Source organism: Methylobacterium oryzihabitans, from assembly GCF_004004555.2.
Classification (GTDB): domain Bacteria; phylum Pseudomonadota; class Alphaproteobacteria; order Rhizobiales; family Beijerinckiaceae; genus Methylobacterium; species Methylobacterium oryzihabitans.
On record NZ_SACP01000013.1, the window covers coordinates 93,054 to 110,729 of the forward strand.

The 17,676-nt window shown below is 72.5% G+C and carries 20 protein-coding genes and 1 tRNA gene; 11 read left to right on the forward strand and 10 right to left on the reverse strand.

The genetic code is table 11. The features are described from left to right. The first annotated feature begins 65 nt into the window (after positions 1 to 65). From EOE48_RS14765 to EOE48_RS14780, 4 genes are read left to right on the forward strand one after another with little or no spacing between them, the layout of a single operon-like run. A complete protein-coding gene (locus EOE48_RS14765; protein WP_127730387.1) occupies positions 66 to 314 on the forward strand; it encodes a hypothetical protein in 249 nt (82 codons plus the stop codon). A gap of 4 nt (positions 315 to 318) precedes the next feature. Then, positions 319 to 600, forward strand: coding sequence for an acylphosphatase (locus EOE48_RS14770; protein ID WP_127730389.1), 282 nt, complete (start codon positions 319 to 321; stop codon positions 598 to 600). A 7-nt stretch (positions 601 to 607) separates the two neighbouring features. After that, complete coding sequence (locus EOE48_RS14775) at positions 608 to 1,324, forward strand: DUF599 domain-containing protein (RefSeq protein ID WP_127730391.1); 717 nt, start codon at positions 608 to 610, stop codon at positions 1,322 to 1,324. Continuing rightward, positions 1,305 to 1,571 carry a DUF3253 domain-containing protein gene (locus EOE48_RS14780; RefSeq protein WP_127730393.1) on the forward strand — a complete coding sequence of 89 codons (267 nt, stop codon included), beginning with the start codon at positions 1,305 to 1,307 and terminating at the stop codon, positions 1,569 to 1,571. The genes EOE48_RS14775 and EOE48_RS14780 overlap by 20 nt, the downstream gene beginning before the upstream one ends. Positions 1,572 to 1,610: 39 nt before the next feature. Here EOE48_RS14780 and EOE48_RS14785 read toward each other — a convergent pair whose 3' ends face one another. The 4 genes from EOE48_RS14785 to epmA form a co-directional block, all read right to left on the reverse strand. Then, positions 1,611 to 2,405, reverse strand: a complete 795-nt coding sequence (locus tag EOE48_RS14785) for a YdcF family protein (RefSeq protein ID WP_127730395.1) — start codon at positions 2,403 to 2,405, stop codon at positions 1,611 to 1,613. A gap of 6 nt (positions 2,406 to 2,411) precedes the next feature. Continuing rightward, positions 2,412 to 3,116 (reverse strand): ribonuclease activity regulator RraA, encoded by a 705-nt coding sequence (locus tag EOE48_RS14790; RefSeq protein WP_127730397.1) that lies wholly within the window; start codon positions 3,114 to 3,116, stop codon positions 2,412 to 2,414. Positions 3,117 to 3,216: 100 nt separating this feature from the next. Further along, complete coding sequence (locus tag EOE48_RS29920; protein WP_246154423.1) at positions 3,217 to 4,257, reverse strand: lysine-2,3-aminomutase-like protein; 1,041 nt, start codon at positions 4,255 to 4,257, stop codon at positions 3,217 to 3,219. Beyond that, the gene (gene epmA, locus EOE48_RS29925) at positions 4,254 to 5,306 is read right to left on the reverse strand and encodes an EF-P lysine aminoacylase EpmA (protein WP_127730399.1); all 1,053 of its coding nucleotides are present in this window, start codon (positions 5,304 to 5,306) and stop codon (positions 4,254 to 4,256) included. Before epmA ends, EOE48_RS29920 begins: the two co-directional genes overlap by 4 nt. Before the next feature lie 138 nt (positions 5,307 to 5,444). Here epmA and efp point away from each other — a divergent pair, with 138 nt between their 5' ends. Further along, positions 5,445 to 6,011 (forward strand): elongation factor P, encoded by a 567-nt coding sequence (gene efp, locus EOE48_RS14805; protein ID WP_127730401.1) that lies wholly within the window; start codon positions 5,445 to 5,447, stop codon positions 6,009 to 6,011. A 324-nt stretch (positions 6,012 to 6,335) separates the two neighbouring features. Here the strand turns inward: efp and EOE48_RS14810 are convergent, their stop codons facing one another. After that, positions 6,336 to 7,322: a heparan-alpha-glucosaminide N-acetyltransferase gene (locus EOE48_RS14810; protein ID WP_281292774.1), complete on the reverse strand. Its 987-nt coding sequence runs from the start codon at positions 7,320 to 7,322 to the stop codon at positions 6,336 to 6,338. Between the two features lie 225 nt (positions 7,323 to 7,547). On the opposite strand from EOE48_RS14810, the gene EOE48_RS14815 reads away from it, so the two are divergent. Next, positions 7,548 to 8,171 carry a cold-shock protein gene (locus EOE48_RS14815; protein WP_127730405.1) on the forward strand — a complete coding sequence of 208 codons (624 nt, stop codon included), beginning with the start codon at positions 7,548 to 7,550 and terminating at the stop codon, positions 8,169 to 8,171. A 50-nt stretch (positions 8,172 to 8,221) separates the two neighbouring features. After that, complete coding sequence (locus EOE48_RS14820) at positions 8,222 to 8,701, forward strand: DUF192 domain-containing protein (protein ID WP_127730407.1); 480 nt, start codon at positions 8,222 to 8,224, stop codon at positions 8,699 to 8,701. Positions 8,702 to 8,809: 108 nt separating this feature from the next. Here EOE48_RS14820 and EOE48_RS14825 read toward each other — a convergent pair whose 3' ends face one another. From EOE48_RS14825 to EOE48_RS14840, 4 genes are all read right to left on the reverse strand, one after another. Then, entirely contained in the window at positions 8,810 to 9,229 is a 420-nt protein-coding gene (locus EOE48_RS14825; RefSeq protein WP_127730409.1) for a gamma-glutamylcyclotransferase family protein, read from the reverse strand. A 7-nt stretch (positions 9,230 to 9,236) separates the two neighbouring features. Continuing rightward, on the reverse strand, positions 9,237 to 11,240 hold the full coding sequence (locus tag EOE48_RS14830; protein WP_127730411.1) for an acetyl-CoA carboxylase biotin carboxylase subunit: 2,004 nt from the start codon (positions 11,238 to 11,240) through the stop codon (positions 9,237 to 9,239). Positions 11,241 to 11,373: 133 nt separating this feature from the next. Next, the gene (locus tag EOE48_RS14835) at positions 11,374 to 11,814 is read right to left on the reverse strand and encodes a hypothetical protein (RefSeq protein ID WP_127730413.1); all 441 of its coding nucleotides are present in this window, start codon (positions 11,812 to 11,814) and stop codon (positions 11,374 to 11,376) included. A 161-nt stretch (positions 11,815 to 11,975) separates the two neighbouring features. Next, the gene (locus EOE48_RS14840; protein WP_127730415.1) at positions 11,976 to 12,560 is read right to left on the reverse strand and encodes a L,D-transpeptidase; all 585 of its coding nucleotides are present in this window, start codon (positions 12,558 to 12,560) and stop codon (positions 11,976 to 11,978) included. A gap of 214 nt (positions 12,561 to 12,774) precedes the next feature. On the opposite strand from EOE48_RS14840, the gene EOE48_RS14845 reads away from it, so the two are divergent. Both EOE48_RS14845 and EOE48_RS14850 read left to right on the forward strand, forming a co-directional pair. Continuing rightward, the gene (locus EOE48_RS14845; protein WP_127730417.1) at positions 12,775 to 13,704 is read left to right on the forward strand and encodes a histone deacetylase family protein; all 930 of its coding nucleotides are present in this window, start codon (positions 12,775 to 12,777) and stop codon (positions 13,702 to 13,704) included. Positions 13,705 to 13,819: 115 nt separating this feature from the next. Continuing rightward, positions 13,820 to 13,892, forward strand: a tRNA-Val gene (locus tag EOE48_RS14850). Positions 13,893 to 14,416: 524 nt separating this feature from the next. Here the strand turns inward: EOE48_RS14850 and EOE48_RS14855 are convergent. Further along, positions 14,417 to 14,929, reverse strand: coding sequence for a hypothetical protein (locus EOE48_RS14855; protein ID WP_127730419.1), 513 nt, complete (start codon positions 14,927 to 14,929; stop codon positions 14,417 to 14,419). Between EOE48_RS14855 and EOE48_RS14860 the strand changes: the two genes are divergently transcribed. Together EOE48_RS14860 and EOE48_RS30490 are read left to right on the forward strand one after the other, a co-directional pair. After that, positions 14,918 to 16,222, forward strand: a complete 1,305-nt coding sequence (locus tag EOE48_RS14860) for a B12-binding domain-containing radical SAM protein (RefSeq protein ID WP_127730421.1) — start codon at positions 14,918 to 14,920, stop codon at positions 16,220 to 16,222. The genes EOE48_RS14855 and EOE48_RS14860 overlap by 12 nt on opposite strands. Continuing rightward, positions 16,222 to 17,523 carry a nitric oxide synthase oxygenase gene (locus EOE48_RS30490; protein ID WP_425463665.1) on the forward strand — a complete coding sequence of 434 codons (1,302 nt, stop codon included), beginning with the start codon at positions 16,222 to 16,224 and terminating at the stop codon, positions 17,521 to 17,523. The genes EOE48_RS14860 and EOE48_RS30490 overlap by 1 nt, the downstream gene beginning before the upstream one ends. Positions 17,524 to 17,676: the final 153 nt, after the last annotated feature.

The window sequence follows — 17,676 nt, forward strand, 5'->3', positions numbered from 1 at the left end:
GGCACCCTATGACTCGGGGGCGTCCAGTTCCTCAGCCCGCAAGGCCGTCGATGTCCGACTCCCCGATGACCTCCGCCCCGATCGATTCCGACCAGGAGGCCAAGCGCGCCGCCCTCGGCTACGTCTCGGAAGCCTTCGCCGAGGGCTGTCTCGACGGGCTCGACGGCGACTGCATGGCTCAGGCCGCCCTGTTCGCGGCGTTCCAGGAACTGGTGCAGACCTACGGCGAGGAGGCGACCGCCCGCTACGCCGAGGGGTTTCCCGATCGGATCCGCTCGGGCGCCTACACCGTCACCCACCACCCCCACCATTGACCCCGTGAGCGCGGCCCGCACCGTCGCGGTGACGATCCGCGGCCGCGTCCAGGGCGTCGGCTACCGCGCCTGGATGCGCGACGAGGCGCGGGCGCTCGGCCTCCACGGCCACGTCCGCAACCGGCCCGACGGCGGCGTCGCGGCGCTGGTCTCGGGCGAGCCCGAGGCGGTCGGGCGGCTGCTCGCGGCCTGCCGGCGCGGCCCGCCGGGCGCGCGCGTCGAGGACGTGACCGAGGCGCCATCCACCGAGGTTCCGGCCGCGGGCTTCGAGATCCGGTACGCCTGACGCCGTCATGATCGAGCAGTGGTTCGGCAGCTTCTCGTTCCTCGACCTGTGCGCGGTCGGCTTCTTCATCGCGGCCTGGTTCGCCTACGGCCTCGCGGTCGAGCACCGCGACGTCCGGCGTCCGAGCCTCAACCGGATGATGCACCGGCACCGCTACGGCTGGGCCGAGCAGATGGAGCAGCGCGACAACCGGGTCGTCGACACCACCATCAACGCCTCGCTCCAGAACGGCACGGCGTTCTTCGCCTCGACCTCGCTGATCGCGCTCGGCAGCGTGCTCACCCTCAGCCGGTCCGCCGACGACGTGCTGACGCTGTTCTCGACCCTGCCGTTCGGCACTCCGACCACCCGGGCGATGTGGGAGATCAAGGTCGCCGGGCTGGCGCTGATCTTCGTCTACGCCTTCTTCAAGTTCGCCTGGGCCTACCGGCTGTTCAACTACGGCGCGATCCTGATCGGCGCCGTGCCGCCCCGGGGCGGCGACCCGGTCGAGATCCGCCGCGCCGCCCGCCGGGCGGCGGCGATGAACGTCGCGGCGGGCGAGCACTTCAACAACGGGCAGCGGGCGTTCTTCTTCGCGCTGGCCTATCTCGGCTGGTTCGTCAGCGCGGCGGCGCTGCTGGTCGCGACCGCGGCGGTGCTGATCGTGATGGGGCGGCGCCAGTTCGCCTCCACCGCCCGCCGCGCCCTGCAGGAGGCCGACGATGACGCGCCCGACCGATGAGACGATCGCCGAGACCCTGCTGCGCCTCGTCGCCGAGCGCGGCGCCGACAAGACCGTGTGCCCGTCCGAGGTCGCCCGCGCCCTCGGCGGCCCGCACCCGGACGGCTGGGGCCCGCTGATGCAGCCGGTGCGCCGGCAGGCGGTGCGGCTGACGAAGGAGGGCCGGATCGCGATCCTGCGCAAGGGCCGCCCGGTGGAGGACCCGGACGATTTTCGCGGGGTGTACCGGTTGTCGCTGCCGCGGTGAGGTGCCCGCCCCCGCTGCGGGGGAGGGCAAGGTTACCCCCTACGGTTCCGGCCCCGGCACCAGCGCGTCGGTGTAGCCGGCGAGCCGGTAGGCGAGGAGGCCGACCCATTCGCGGGCGGCGATGTCGAGTTCGAACAGCCCCTCGCTGATCGTCGCGTACTGGGCGTAATAGCCGCGGCCGGTGCGGTAATCGACCGGGTAGGCGGTCACCGGGAAGCCCGCCTGCCGGAAGCAGCCGATCGACCGCGGCATGTGCCAGGCCGAGGTGACGAGGAGCCAGCGCTCGCCGGGCTTCGGCGACAGCATCGCGGCGCTGAGCGTCGCGTTCTCGCGGGTGTTGCGCGACTGCTCCTCGTAGAGCATCCGCCCGGGCGCAACGCCGAGGGTCCCGATGTAGCGGCGCACCGCCCCGGCTTCCGACTCGCCGCCCTTGAGGCTGCCCGAGCCGCCGACGAAGACGAGCTTCGCCTCCGGGTAGCGCCGGGCGAGGTCGCCCAGCGCGATCATCCGCTCGCCGGCATCGTTGGTGACGATCTGCCCGCGCGAGGCGCTGCTGCGCGCCTCGACCGAGCCGCCGAGCACCAGGATGCCGGTGACCGGGCGGCCGTCATCCTCGAACGGCGGCAGGCGGTCCTCCAGCGGCCGGGTCACCCAGGCGGCGAGCGGCGACAGTCCGGCGAGGGCGAGCCCCGCGAGGCACAGCAGCGCCACCCCGAAGCCGGCGCCCCGCCACGGCGTGAACCCGCCGACGAGGCAGCCGGCGGCGGCGGCCAGGATCAGCAGGTGCGAGGGCGCGGCGAGGAACCAGACGATCTTCGAGGCGGTGAAGAACATCGCGGCTCAGTCCTGCGCGGTCTCGGCCTCGTAGCGCGCCCTGGTCTCGGCGTTCGGCGGGTAGAGGCCCGGCAGCGGCACACCCTTCTCGACCTCGCGCATGATCCACAGTTCCAGCCGCTCCTGCTCGACGGCGGCGAGCGCCACCGCCTCGGCCATCGCCGCCGGGATCACCACCGCGCCGTCGTTGTCGGCCACGATGATGTCGTTCGGGAACACCGCGACGCCGCCGCAGCCGATCGGCTCCTGCCAGCCGACGAAGGTGAGGCCGGCGACCGAGGCCGGGGCGGCGACGCCCGAGCACCACACCGGCAGGCCGGTGCCGGCGACGCCGTCGGCATCGCGCATCACGCCGTCGGTGACGAGGGCGAGCACGCCGCGCTTCTTCATCCGCGCCGACAGGATGTCGCCGAAGATGCCGGCATCGGTCACGCCCATCGCGTCGACCACCGTGACGCAGCCCTCCGGCATCGCCTCGATCGCCGCCCGGGTCGAGGTCGGGCTCGACCACGATTCCGGCGTGGCGAGATCCTCGCGGGCCGGCACGAAGCGCAGGGTGAAGGCCGGGCCGACCACCCGCTCGCCGGCGGCGAAGCGCGGCATCGGTCCGCGCATCCAGCAGCGGCGGATGCCCTTCTTCAGCAGGACGGTCGTCAGCGTCGCGGTGGTGACGGCCTTCAGCGCGTCGACGAGGGTCGGGTCGAGGGACATGGGGACACCTGCACGGTCCGGAGGACGTGACCGTGCCGTAATCCATTCCGGCGCCCGCGGCCATGCTCGGCGGCGCATGACGCCCTGCATCCCCGCCCGCTCAGTCGGTCTCCCGCGGCGGGTAGGCGTGCCGCCCGCCCCACGGGTCCTCGACCCGCCAGCCCTCGCCGTCCGGCTCCAGGTAGCCCGGCCCGACCGGCACCTTGCCGTGGCCGCCGGGGATGTCGAGGATGTAGGTCGGCTGCGCCAGCCCCGAGACCCGCCCGCGCAGGGCTCGCATCAGCGCCCGCCCCTCGGGAATCGAGGTGCGCAGGTGCGCGGTGCCGGGGGCGAGGTCGCCCTGGTGCAGGTAGTACGGCTTGACCCGGTTCTCCACGAAGGCGCGCATCAGCCCCTCCAGGGTCGCGGGGTCGTCGTTGACGCCGCGCAGCAGCACCGACTGGCTCACCAGCGGGATCCCGGCATCGACCAGCCGGGCGATCGCCGCCCGGGCCGGGGCGGAGAACTCCCGAGGGTGGTTGGCGTGGAGCGCCACGAACACCGCGCGCCCGAACGCCTTGAGCGCGCCGACGAGCGCGTCGTCGATCCGGCCGGGATCGACCACCGGCACCCGGCTGTGCAGGCGCATCACCTTGACGTGCGCCGTCGCCCCGAGGGCCTCGGCGATGCGGCCGAGGCGGCGGGGCGACAGCATCAGCGGGTCGCCGCCGGTGACCACCACCTCCCAGATCTCCGGCCGGTCGGCGATGTAGGCGAGCGCCGCGTCGAGTTCGGTGTCGGCGAGGGTGCCGAGCCCGTCCGGTCCGACCACCTCGCGGCGGAAGCAGAACCGGCAATAGACCGGGCAGACGTGGAGCGGCTTCAGCAGCACCCGGTCGGGGTAGCGGTGGACGATGCCCGGCAGCGGGGCGTGGGCGTCGTCGCCGATCGGGTCGGCGCGCTCCTCGGGCCGGGCGTCGAGTTCCTCGACGCGGGGCACGAACTGGCGGCCGATGCCGTCCTCGGCGGTCTCGATCAGCCCGGCGACGTCCGGCGTGACCGCGACGGCGTAGCGGGCCGCGACCCGCTCCAGCGCCGCGACCTCGGCCTGCGGGATCAGCCCGGCCTGCGCCAGGGCGGCGGGGGAGCGCAGCGTCCTCACCGCGGGGCCTCCGCCACCGGGGTCCAGATCACCTCCTCGATCCGCCGGGCGCCGGTCGCCAGCATCACGAGGCGGTCGAAGCCGAGCGCGACGCCGCTCGCCTCCGGCATCGCCGCGAGGGCGGCGAGGAAATCCTCGTCGAGGGGGTAGCGCTCGCCGTAGATGCGGGCCTTCTCGTCCATCTCGGCGGTGAAGCGCCGGCGCTGCTCGTCGGCGTCGGTGAGTTCGCCGAAGGCGTTGGCGAGTTCGACCCCGCAGGCATAGAGCTCGAACCGCTCCGCCACCCGCGGGTCGGACGGGCTCGGGCGGGCGAGGGCGGCCTCGGGGATCGGGTACTCGCACAGGATCGTCGGGCGACCCATGCCGAGCCGCGGCTCGATCCGCTCGACGAGGACCCGGCTGAACAGGTCGGCCCAGGAATCGTCCTCCGCCGTGCGGATGCCGGCGGCCTCGACCCGGGCCTTCAGCCCGTCGCGGTCGGTGGCGCCGTCCGCCGCCACGGTGGCCAGCAGATCGATCCCGGCATCGCGGTCGAACGCCTCGGCGAGGGTCAGCCGCTCGGGCTCGGCGAACGGGTCGGCCTCGTGGCCGCGGTAGCGCAGGCGCGTCGTTCGCGCCGTCTCGGCGGCGAGCGCCAGCACGGCGGCGCAGTCGCGCATCAGCGCGCCGTAGCGCTCGCCGGCGCGGTACCATTCGAGCAGGCAGAATTCCGGGTGGTGCAGCGGACCGCGCTCGCGGTTGCGCCAGACCGGGCCGAAGCTGAGAAGCCGGGTCTCGCCCGCCGCCAGCAGCTTCTTGCAGGCGAATTCCGGTGAGGTGTGCAGGTAGAGCGGCTGCACCGCGCCGTCCGGCGCGATCGCCGCGGTGGCGAAGGCCGACAGGTGGGCCTCGTTGCCGGGCGAGACCTGGAGCGCGGCGGCCTCGACCTCGACGAAGTCCCGCTCGGCGAACCAGGCGCGCAGGTTGGCGCGGATGCGGTTGCGCAGCATCAGCCGCGGCCGGCGGTCGGCGTGGACGTGGGGGGCCCACCAGGGCGAGGCGGTGGTCATCGGCGCAAGAGTTCCAAGGCGGCGGGCGACTGGCGGCAACGCCCCAGATGCGATAGGGCGGGCCCGAAGGCTCCCGCCGCGGCCCTGCCGCTTGCGGGAATCGACCCGTTTCTGTCAACGCTCTCAGGATCCACGCCCGTGAAGGTGATCGCCAGTTCGCTCCGCAAAGGCAACGTCGTCGACAAGGACGGCAGGCTCTACGTGATCCTCTCCGCCGAGAACATCCACCCCGGCAAGGGCACGCCGGTGACGCAGCTCGACATGCGCCGCATCACCGACGGCGTGAAGGTGTCGGAGCGCTACCGCACCACCGAGCAGGTCGAGCGCGCCTTCGTCGAGGACCGCGAGCACACCTTCCTGTACAACGACGGCGAGGGGTTCCACTTCATGAACCCCGAGACCTACGAGCAGGTCGCGGTGCCGCAGGACGTGGTCGGCGATCAGGCCGCCTACCTCCAGGAGGGCATGGCGGTGATGCTGTCGTCGCACAACGGCGTGCCGCTGACGATCGAGCTGCCCCAGCGCGTGACGCTGGAGGTGACCGACACCGAGCCGGTGACCAAGGGCCAGACCGCCTCGTCGTCCTACAAGCCGGCGACCCTGTCGAACGGCGTGCGCACCCTGGTGCCGCCCCACATCAGCACCGGCACCCGCGTCGTCATCATGACCGCCGACGGCTCCTACGTCGAGCGCGCCAAGGACTGACGCACGGGTGCGAACCCTCCCCCCGCGCGGGGCTGTCCGGAGATCAAGAAAAAGGCGCTGGTTCCTCCTCTCCCCGCGGGCGGGGAGAGGGCCGTGTCCCCCCTGCCGGGGACACGGCAAGCCCGCAGGGCGAGGGTGAGGGGGCGGTTCCGGAGGAGCCTCGTTCGTCGAGACCTCCTCACCCTCGCTCCGGCTGCGCCTGCGCTTGCTTCACCCCGACAAGGGGGTGAAGCCCTCTCCCCGCCCGCGGGGAGAGGAGACGACCCGCGCCCTTACTACCCTCGGACGCTCCGCCGCAAAGGGGGAAGGGTTCCACGTCGCGCCCTACCGCGCCGCGCCCTCCGCCCCAGCCGCCCCCGCGAAACACGCCTGGGCCAGGGCCACGGCCCGGCCGCGCTCCTCCGGGGTGAGATCGCCCCGCCACAGCCCCTCCTCCCGCAGCCGCCCGAGCAGGCAGCGCGCGGTGTCCCGGCAGATCGCCTCGCCGCCGCCCGCCTCCCGGCACGAGGCCGCGTAGGCGCCCCGGAACCCGGCTTCTCCGGCCCGGGGATGCGGCCCGGTCACCGCCGCCACGCCCGACAGGATCAAGAGCAGCAGCGGCTGGTGGACGAGATAGACCGCGAGGCTGTGGCGCCCGGCCCAGGTCAGCCCCCGCGCCGCGCGGCTTCCCGGCCGCCAGCGCCCGAGGCGCGACCCGGCGAGACGCGGCACCCATACCCGCCCGGCCAGCACCCCGGCCAGCACCCAGCCGAACCACGGGAACAGCGGCACGTAGTCGTTGGTGTTCGGCACGGTGCGGCCGAGCCCGAGGACCAGCAGCGCCGGCGCATCGAGCCAGTCCGGCCCGCCGCCCGCCGCCGCGAGCAGTCCCGGCAGGGCGACGACCGCCACCGCCGCGGCGGCGACCAGGGCGAGCGGCGCCTGCAGGGCCGGCAGGGCGAGCACGCTCGACAGCGCGATGCAGTGCAGCACGCCGAAGAAGATCCAGCTCTGCGGGAAGACGAACCACGTCGCGGCGGAGATCAGCGCCGCCGCGCCGCCGATGCGGGCGAGCCGCAGGCCGAACGGCCGAGGCCGGAAGCCGGGGCCCTGCGCCAGCACGAGGCCGAACCCGACCAGCACCAGGAAGCTGCCGGCGATCCCCTCGGCCGCCGCCTTCCCGAGCGGGGTCAGCGCCCAGTTCTCCGGGGTCAGGCGCAGATGGCCGAGATCCCAGGTCAGGTGATAGAGCGCCATCGCGGCGAGTGCCGTGCCGCGCAGGGCGTCGACGGCGGCGAAGCGGCCAGCCCCGCCTGCGGCGAAACTACGCAGAAACCGCGCCGCTCCGGGAATCCGAGTCGCCGCCGCCTCGAACCGGCCGGGGGATCGCCCCGGCTCTGCCTGCGCTCCGGGCAGAGTGCTCGGCACGGACGCAACAGGGGCGCGACGACTTGCCGGTCCCGCCACATTCGGGCCCGATTTGGGGTTCCCCGAAGTCATGACTTTGTTAATCTCTCTCGCGAACCGCATGGCGCGATTCGGTGTGGGTTGCTTACGATGTCGGACGATCTCGGTTTTGGCCCGCTCGGCGCTCGGCCGGCATCCTCCTACGAGGCCGCCTCGCACCGGCCTGCCGCCGAGGTCGCCGGCGAGACCGAACGGCCGCTCGATCTCGTCGAGATCAGCGGGCGGATCAAGTGGTTCGACGTCGCCAAGGGGTTCGGCTTCATCGTCCCCGACGACGGCTCCCCCGACGTGCTGCTCCACGTCACCTGCCTGCGCCGCGAGGGCCACCAGAGCGCGAGCGAGGGCGCCCGCATCGTCGTCGAGGCGGTGCAGCGCAGCCGCGGCTGGCAGGCGTTCCGGGTGATCTCCCTCGACCAGTCCACCGCCACCCATCCGGCCGAGCTGCCGATGCCGCGCACCCACGTCACCGTGGTGCCGACGAGCGGGCTCGAGACCGCGGTGGTGAAGTGGTTCAACCGCCTGCGCGGCTTCGGCTTTCTCAGCCGCGGCGACGGCACCGCCGACATCTTCGTCCACATGGAGACCCTGCGCCGCTACGGCATCGCCGAGCTGAAGCCGGGCGAGACCGTGCTGGTGCGCTACGGCGACGGCTCCAAGGGCCTGATGGCCGCCGAGGTCAGGCTGGTGGACGGGGCGCTTCCGGCGTCGCATTGAGGACGGCGCGGCCCCTCCGGCCCCCTCCTCTCCTCGTCCCCGGGTCCTCCATGTTCGCCTTCTCCCCCCGCTCCGCCGTCGCGGCGGCGCACGCGGTTCTCCTGGCGCTTCTCCTGCTCGTCGGCCCGGGCCGTGCCGCCGACCCGAGCCCGGCCGAGCCGCTCACGATCGTCTCCCGCGGCGGGCGCCACGCCTTCACGGTCGAGGTGATGCGCAACGAGGCCGACCGGGCCCGCGGGCTGATGTTCCGGCGCAGCATGGCGGCCGATCATGGCATGCTGTTCGACTTCGAGCGGGTCGAGCCGGTCGCGATGTGGATGAAGAACACCTACCTGCCGCTCGACATGCTGTTCCTGCGCGCCGACGGCACCGTCGCGCGCATCGCCGCCGACACCGAGCCGCTCTCGACCCGCACGATCCCGTCCGGCGAGCCGGTCCTCGGCGTGCTCGAACTCAACGCCGGCACCGCCGCGAAGCTCGGCCTGCGCGCCGGCGACCGGGTCGAGCACCCGCTGTTCCGCGGGCGGTGATACGGTTTTGGGACGTTCAGCTCCGAAACCGTATCACCAGCCCGCGCGGCGTTTGAGCGAGGCCGGTTTCCGCATTGCGAAGCAAGCAATCGGAAGCCGTATGAACCCTCAGCGCAGCATCGCCTCCAGGCCGCGCAGGTACGGCCCCGGCAGGCCGGCCTCCCGGGCGGCCGCCACGACGCCTTCGAGGTAGCCGGGCCGAGGCGCGCCGCCCTGGCTGCGGCCGAGATAGATCAGCGCCCGCCGCACCCCGCCGCCGGCCACCGTCACCGGCTGCTGCGCCTTGACGTAGAGTCCGCCGGCGACGCCCTCGTAGCGGTCGAGCGGCGGGATGTCGGCGAGCGTCAGGCTCCACAGCAGGCCCCAGACCGTGTGGCCCGGGTCGCGCACCACCGAGGCGTAGCCCTCGCGCATGATGACGAAGCGGTGGCGGTGCAGGCGCGCGACCTCGACCGGCTCGGCGCCGGGGCAGCGCCGGGCCATCGCGGCCCGGTCCATGTTCGACCCGTAGGCGAAGTAGAGCGGCACCCGTCGCTCAGGCGAATTCGAGGATCACCGCGTCGACCGCGAGGCTGTCGCCCTCCTTGGCCTGGATCGTCGCGATGGTGCCGTCGCGCTCGGCGCGCAGCACGTTCTCCATCTTCATCGCCTCGACCACGGCCAGCGGCTCGCCCGCCTTCACCTCCTGGCCCGCGGCGACCATGATGCTCTTGACCAGCCCCGGCATCGGGCAGAGCAGCTGCTTGCCCGAGCCGCCGACCTCCTTGACCGGCATCAGCGCGGCCAGCTCGGCCTCGCGCCGCGTGTAGACCCGCGCCTCGGCGGCGGCGCCGGCATGCTGCAGGAACACGCCGTTGAGCAGGCCGCGGACCTGCACCGCGGCCGGGACGCCCCCGACCGTGCCGGTCCAGACCGGCTCGCCCGGGCGCCACGGGCTCGCGACCGTCCAGGTCGGGCCGTCGGCGAACGCCACCGCGATGCCGTCCTCCACCGTCTCGACGCTCGCCTCGAAGCGCTGGTCGCCGAGCCACACCACCCGGTCGCGCTCGAAGCGCAGGTATCTCGGGTCGCGCATCTGGCCCGAGATGCCGCGCTTGCGCTCGTTGAGCCCGTGGTCGATCGCGGCGGCCACCGCCGCCATCCGCAGGGCGACCTCGCCCGCCGGCATCGGCGCCTCGAACCCGCCCGGGAACTCCTCGGCGATGAAGCCGGTCGAGAGCCGGCCGTCCTGCCAGCGCGGATGCTGCATCAGGGCGGTCAGGAACGGGATGTTGTGGCGGATGCCGTCGATCGCGAAGGCGTCCAGCGCCTGCGCCTGGGCGGCGATCGCCTCGGACCGGGTCGGCGCCCAGGTGACGAGCTTGGCGATCATCGGGTCGTAGTGGATCGCGATCTCGCTGCCCTCCTCGACGCCGGTGTCGTTGCGCACGATCGCGCCGCCGCGCTCGCCCTCCGCCGGAGGCCGGTAGGTGGTGAGCCGGCCGATCGAGGGCAGGAAGTTGCGGGTCGGGTCCTCGGCGTAGACGCGGCTCTCCACCGCCCAGCCGTCGAGCGTCACCTCGTCCTGGGTCAGCGGGAGCCTCTCGCCGGCCGCGACCCGGATCATCAGCTCGACGAGGTCGAGCCCGGTGATCATCTCGGTCACCGGGTGCTCGACCTGGAGCCGGGTGTTCATCTCGAGGAAGTAGAACGACTTGTCCTGGCCGGCGACGAACTCGACGGTGCCGGCGGAATCGTAGTTCACCGCCTTCGCGAGCGCGACGGCCTGCTCGCCCATCCGGCGGCGGGTCGCCTCGTCGAGGAGCGGCGAGGGTGCCTCCTCGATCACCTTCTGGTTGCGGCGCTGGATCGAGCACTCGCGCTCGCCGAGATAGATCACGTTGCCGTGCTTGTCGCCGATGACCTGGATCTCGATGTGGCGCGGATCGGTGATGAACTTCTCCACGAACACCCGGTCGTCGCCGAACGACGAGGCCGCCTCGGAACGGGCGCGGGCGAAGCCTTCCGCGACCTCGCCGGCGGAGTGGGCGATGCGCATGCCCTTGCCGCCGCCGCCGGCCGAGGCCTTGATCATCACGGGATAGCCGATCTCATCGGCGATCGTCACCGCGTGCTCCGGGCTCTCGATCACGCCGAGGAAGCCCGGCACGGTCGAGACCTCGGCGGCGGAGGCCGCCTTCTTCGACTCGATCTTGTCGCCCATCGCGGCGATCGCGCCCGGGTTCGGGCCGATGAACACGATGCCGGCCTCGGCCAGCGCCTTGGGGAACGCCTCGCGCTCGGACAGGAAGCCGTAGCCCGGGTGGACCGCCTGAGCGCCGGTCCGCTTGCAGGCGTCGATGATCTTCTCGATCACGAGGTAGGACTGGGCGGCGGGAGCGGGGCCGATATGCACCGCCTCGTCGGCCATGGCGACGTGGACGGCGTCGCGGTCGGCGTCGGAATAGACCGCCACCGTCCTGATCCCCATGCGGCGCGCGGTCTTGATGATGCGGCAGGCGATCTCGCCCCGGTTGGCGATCAGGATCTTCTCGAACATCGGAGCGCGCACTCGAACCTGCTGGAAGGGACGACCGGGCGATCACGCCCAAGCTCATGTCCACGTAAAGCAGTTGCGCCGAATGCGGAAGCTTGCGTCGCGCCCGACCATCGGCGGAGCGCGGCGGCCGATCTCACGCGGCGAGCGCGAGGCTGGCGCGGTCCTCGGCCGCCTCGTGGCGGCAGGCGTTGATGGCGAGGGCGAAGGCGACCAGCACCGGGTCGGTGGACTGGGCCTCGCGCACCACCTCCTGGGCGATGCGGGCGCCGAGCGCCGTCGGGCCGCGGCCGCAGGCGAGGCTGGCGGCGAGCCAGCGGGCGGTCTCGGCGAGGATCCGGCCGGTCGGGCGCTCGCCCCACACCGCGAAATCGACCACCGCGGCGGTGAGGAAGTCGGCGAAGGCCGGATCGGCGGCCGCCACGGCGCGGTCGAGGCCGAGCAGCATGTCGGCCTCCTCGCGGCAGATCAGCCCGTCGGGCAGCAGCTCGCGCGACAGTTCGTTGACGTCGTCGCGGTTGATCGCGCCCTTGGCGACGATACGGTTGCAGAAGTGCTGGAGCGAAGCCTGGATCATCTGTGTCGCCTCCCCGGCCTTTGCTGGTGCCGGTGTTCGTCCCTGTCTGTGCTCGACTATGCAGGCGAGGAGGCTTTGGCCGGTTAACGGCGAGATCTGAATCCCTGTTCAGGTTAAGCTCCGGCAAGCAAGCGGCGTTGCCAAAGCCTTTCCGGCCGGGCTCAGCGCACGATCACCGGCGCGTCGACCGGGACGCGGTTGAAGAGGTCGACGACGTCGATGTTGCGCATGCGGATGCAGCCCGACGAGGCCGCCTGCCCGATGCGCTCCGGCTCGTTGGTGCCGTGGATGCGGTAGAGCGTATCGCGCCCGCCGCCATCGGCGAGGTAGAGCGCGCGGGCACCGAGCGGATTGGCCGGCCCGCCCTTCATCGGGTGCACGTGCGGCCAGCGCCGCACCATCTCGGCGGGCGGGTTCCAGTCCGGCCAGGACGCCTTGCGGAACACCCGGGCCGAGCCGGTCCAGCCGAACGCCTCGTCGCCGACCGTGACGCCGTAGCGGACCGCCTTGCGGTCGGGCAGCACGAAGTAGAGCTGGCGCTCGCGGGTCTCGACCACCACCGTGCCGGGCGCAGCCCCGGTCGGGTCGTCGACGAGGTAGCGGGCGAAGTGGGGGTCGAACTCCGCCTGCGGCACCATCGCCATCCAGGCCGCGTCCTGCGCCGAGAGGTCGGGGTCCGGCGTCGAGCGGAACGAGCATCCCGCCAGGGCCAGGGTGATCGCGGCGAGGGGGAGGAGGCGCGGCATGGGAGAGGATCCGTCGGGATCCGCGAATCGTGCGGAGGTCATGGTTAACCAAGCGTGACCGTAGCTGCGGGCGGCGTCCGCGCGCACCCGTCGCGGCGCGCCGCCGGCGTGTTCGCGGCCGGGTGTTGCGTCCCGGTATCGGCCCTGCCACGGTGCCGCCCGACAACGCGGACCGGCGCGACGCCACGCGCGGGATCCTTCGGGGACACGGTCAATGAGCACGCTCTATCTCGGCCATCCGGCGTCCCTCGACCACGCCACGCCCCCCGGCCATCCCGAGCGGGCGGACCGGATCCGGGTCGTCGAGCGGGCGCTGGAGGACGAGCGCTTCGCCGCGCTGGTGCGCGAGCAGGCGCCCCGGGCCGAACTCGCCGACGCCGCGCTCGCCCACCCGATGCGCCACGTCGAGGCGGTGGCGGCCCTGGCGCCGCGGGAGGGACTGGCCGCGATCGACGGCGACACGGTGCTGTCGCCCGGGAGCCTGGAGGCGGCCCTGCGCGCCGTCGGCGCCGCGATGCGGGGCGTCGACGAGGTGATGTCGGGCCGCGTCGCCAACGCCTTCGCGGCGATGCGCCCGCCCGGCCACCACGCCGAGCGCACCCGCGCGATGGGGTTCTGCCTGTTCAACCACGCGGCGATCGCCGCCCGCCACGCCCGGACGAAGCACGGCGCCGACCGCGTCGCGCTGGTCGACTGGGACGTCCACCACGGCAACGGCTCGCAGGACATTTTTTGGGACGATCCGGCGGTCCTGTACGCCTCGACCCACCAGATGCCGCTCTATCCCGGCACCGGCGCCGCGTCCGAGCGCGGCGAGCACGGCACCATCGTCAACGTGCCGCTGCATCCGGGCGACGACGGCACCGTCTTCCGCGAGGCGTTCGAGCACGGCGTGCTGGCCCGGCTCGACGCCTTCGCGCCCGATCTCATCGTGATCTCGGCCGGCTTCGACGCCCATTGGCGCGACCCCCTCGCCAACCTGCGCCTGACCGAGGCCGACTTCGCCTGGGCGACCCGCCGGGTGATGGAGGTCGCTGACCGCCATGCCGGCGGCCGGGTCGTCTCGGTGCTGGAGGGCGGCTACGACCTCGAAGGGCTGTCGCGCTCCGTCGCGGCGCACGTCGAGGCCCTGCTGGGCCGCTGACGGCACCGCGGCCGAGGCCCCGTCGGACCGCCGGCCTGCGACGGCAGCCGAGGCGCGGATCGCGCTCGCGCGCCCTCTTGCGGAACCCCGACTTCCGCCTTAACCCGGGCGGGCCGGGCGGTTAGCTCAGTTGGTAGAGCATCTCGTTTACACCGAGAGGGTCGGCGGTTCGAGCCCGTCACCGCCCACCGGCGATCCTTGTGCCTCGCGTGGTCAGACGAGCCACCGATTCTGGTCCTCGCGCTGCGCGGAATCTCCGGATCTTACTCGGCGTCGGAATGCGGGTTGCACTTTGGCAGTGCAGTTTGTCTCTCAACGTGCCTGCCTGATCCTTCCCCTGGAAGGCTGTGCCTGATGACGACTGCCATCGAGGATGCTCGTGTCCTGAGTCGGGACGGCATGCCTGTTTATCGGCGTCGCTCAGGTGTGGGAAGCCTCCGGTCCCACCGCGTGGGCATGCGTTACGAGTGTCGGAACCGATCGTCCGCAAACCGCATCGCCCCGCCGCCGTGGATCGGAGCCGCGCCTGGGTCTGGATGAGGTCCGCCGCCGGGACCGCGGCCGTCTTCCGCAAGGACCGATCCCGCCGGGCGACGGCCCGATGCCGGACAATCCCGGAGCCGCGCGACTCGGGACGTGACGCAGCGGCCGCGGGACCGATCGACCGACTGGCATGCACGGTGCGGGTCATCGCCCCGCAAGGGGGCTTGCATCAAGAATCGCCTCCAATTGCCGTAACGATCGTCATGCGATGATGCGCATTCGGTCTAACGATCAGCGTGATGCCTGGATACGATCGCCGGCTGACCAATCGGCAGGAATCTTCGTATCGGGATGTCTTGATATCTTCCGCGACCTTTTCGCTTGCATCGATCGATTTGTTGTGGTCTGCCGCAGACATGGGCCCGGCAATGCGTACCGCCTGAGACACCATGATTTTGGACTGGGAGGCCGCGGAATGACCGAGAACAGACGACCGACTCGAGCCACGCGGAATGCACGCCAGGCCGTCGCCGCATCGGCATCGGCGATCGCCATCCGGCCGGTTGCGGGACGCCGGATCCTGCTCGTCGACCTCAACAACTTCGCCAGCTTCCCGACGCTGGCCATCGGCCTGATCGTTGCCGCCCTTCGCAACCGCGGCCACGAGGTACAGGTCATCTGCCCGCTCGCCCACGACGTCCCGGCCGCCCAGCGCGAGCGGCGGGAGACGATGGTCGATCACGTCAAGCGCCGGGTGCACCTCTCCGACTGGCAGCCCTTCCTCGGGCTGCGCGACGGCCTGCGCCGGCTCCGGCACTGGTCGAACGAGAAGCCCCACCCGGTCGTGCTGCGGGAGGTCGGCCGCGCCCTCGACGGGCGGCCCGACATCGTCCTGCTGTCGGCCTATCTCCAGCACTACAACTCGGTGCGCGAGATCGGCCGGCTCGCCGCCGCCCGCGGCACCCCGGTCCTGCTCGGCGGCCCGATGTTCAACGTCGCCGGCGTCGCCGACGCCTGGTGCGACCTCCCGGGGATCGCCGGCGTCGTCGGGGCCGAGGCGGACCTCTCCGTGCCGGACATCGTCGAGGCGGTCTGCGACCGCGGCGACCTCACCCGGTTTCCCGGCGTCACCCTGCCGGGGGGGACCCGGTCGGAGGCCGCGCGGCCGCTGCGCAACCTCGACGCGACCCCGCTGCCGGACTTCACCGACTTCCCCTGGGACCGCTACCCGGTCCGGATCATGCCGCTGATGACCGGGCGCGGCTGCCAGTGGGACAAGTGCGTGTTCTGCTCGGACGTGGTCTCGGTCAGCGGCCGCACCTTCCGCACCCGCTCGGTCGACTCGGTGCTGCTGGAGATGCAGGAACAGGCGCGCCGGCACACGACGGCGAGCTTCCTGTTCCTCGACCTGAAGCTGAACTCCTATCCCGACATGATCCGGGGCATCGCCGAGGGGGTCGGGCGCTACGTCCAGGGAGCGGAGTGGATCGGGACCGTCCACGTCGACCAGCGCCGTGACAACGGCCTCTCGCGCCGGGACCTCCAGGCGGCGGTGGCGGGCGGCATGCGGCGCGTCAGCTTCGGGCTGGAGAGCGGCAGCCAGCGCCTCCTCGACCTGATGAACAAGGGCTCGTCGGTCGAGGGCAATTCCGAGTTCATCCGCAACGCCCACGAGGCCGGGCTGTCGATCCGCTGCACGATGTTCAAGGGCTTCCCCGGCGAGACCGCCGAGGACATGGAGGCGACGGCGGACTTCCTCGAGACGCACAGCCCCTATCTCGACCGCGTGCGGTTCAACGACTTCTCGCTCCTGCACGACACCCCGATCTTCAAGGCGGTGATGGAGCGTGGCGGCGCGATGGACACCCTGACGGTGCGCACGCTGCACGACCGGCGCGCGCGGGCGGAGTACCGCAACCCCGCGATGGCGGGCCGGGGCTACCGGCACGCCAAGGCGCGGGCGCTCGCCGCCGTGTACGGCATCAACCGCCGTCCGCTGCGGGACGCGGCCCGGCAGTTCGACGGGCTGATGTGATGGCAGGATCGCTGGCGCGCCGGAGCCTGGCGCGGTTCGGGCTCCTGCGGAGCGACTACGTCACCGGCGCCAACCCGCTCGCGCGGCGCCTGCGCCGGATCTCGGCCCTGGAGCGGCGCGAGGAGGCCCGCGCCTTCCTGCACGCCCACAACGAGGCGACCGGCGCGGGCCGCGCCGCCTTCGAGCGCCGGTGGGCCGAGGCGCGCCGCGACCTGTCCCGGTCCGGCCACTACGACCACACCCCCGAGGAGATCGCCTTCGGGGCCCGGGTGGCGTGGCGCAACCACGGCCGCTGCATCGGGCGGCTGTTCTGGGAGAGCCTCGAAGTCGCCGATTGCCGGGCGATCACCGAGCCCGAGGCCATGGCCGGCCGCATCGCCGACCACATGGGCGAGGCGCTCGGCGACGGCCGCGTGCGCTCGATCATCTCGGTCTTCGCCCCGGTCCGGGCCGGCCGCCTGCCGGCCTATCTCGAGAGCCAGCAGATCACGCAATATGCCGGACACGCGATGCCGGACGGGACCATCCTGGGCGACCGCCAGAACGTCGAGGCGACGCGCATCGCCCGCTCGCTGGGCTGGCGTGCCCCGGGCGAGCCCGGCCGCTTCGACCTGCTGCCGTTCCTGATCCGCGACGCCGCCGACCGCCGGATGCTGTTCTCCCTGCCGGAGGGGGCGGTCCGCGAGGTGCCGATCCGCCATCCGGAGCATGCCGCCCTCGCGGAGCTGGACCTGCGCTGGTACGCGGTGCCGTGCGTCAGCGGCATGATCCTGACCATCGGCGGGATCGACTACCCCTGCGCCCCGTTCAACGGCTTCTACATGGGCACGGAGATCGCCTCGCGGAACTTCGTCGACGTCAAGCGCTACGACCTGCTGCCGGACATCGCCCGCGCCTTCGGCCTCGACACGGCGGCGGCGGGCGCGCCGTTGTGGCGCGACACCGCCCTGACCGAGCTCAACCGGGCGGTGCTGCACTCCTTCCGCGACGCCCGGGTGACGATGGTCGACCACCACGCCGCGAGCGACCAGTTCATGGAGTTCCACCAGCGCGAGCAGGCCCAGGGGCGCCGCGTGGCCGCCGACTGGCGCTGGATCGTGCCCCCGCAGGCGTCCAGCCAGTGCGAGGTGTTCCACCTCAGGATGCGGAACTTCCATCCGGTCCCGAACTACTACTACAACCGCGCCGACGACGGCCTGCAGCTGATGCCGTATTACGGCGACCGGCAGCGCTCGCGTCGCGCCCGGATGGTCGACCGGGTGGTGCGGCGCTGGAAGATCTGGAAGCGGATGGCCTGGTGAGCGCGGCGGCGCGGGGCCGGGGGGGGTGATCAGGTCGATGGCCGCCTGATTCGGGAAGCCGAACCCGGCCCCGAGCTCGATCGTGTCGAAGCCGTGGCGGAAATCGACGATCGTGTCGCCGCCTTCCTCCGGCGTATCGAACACGAAGGTGTC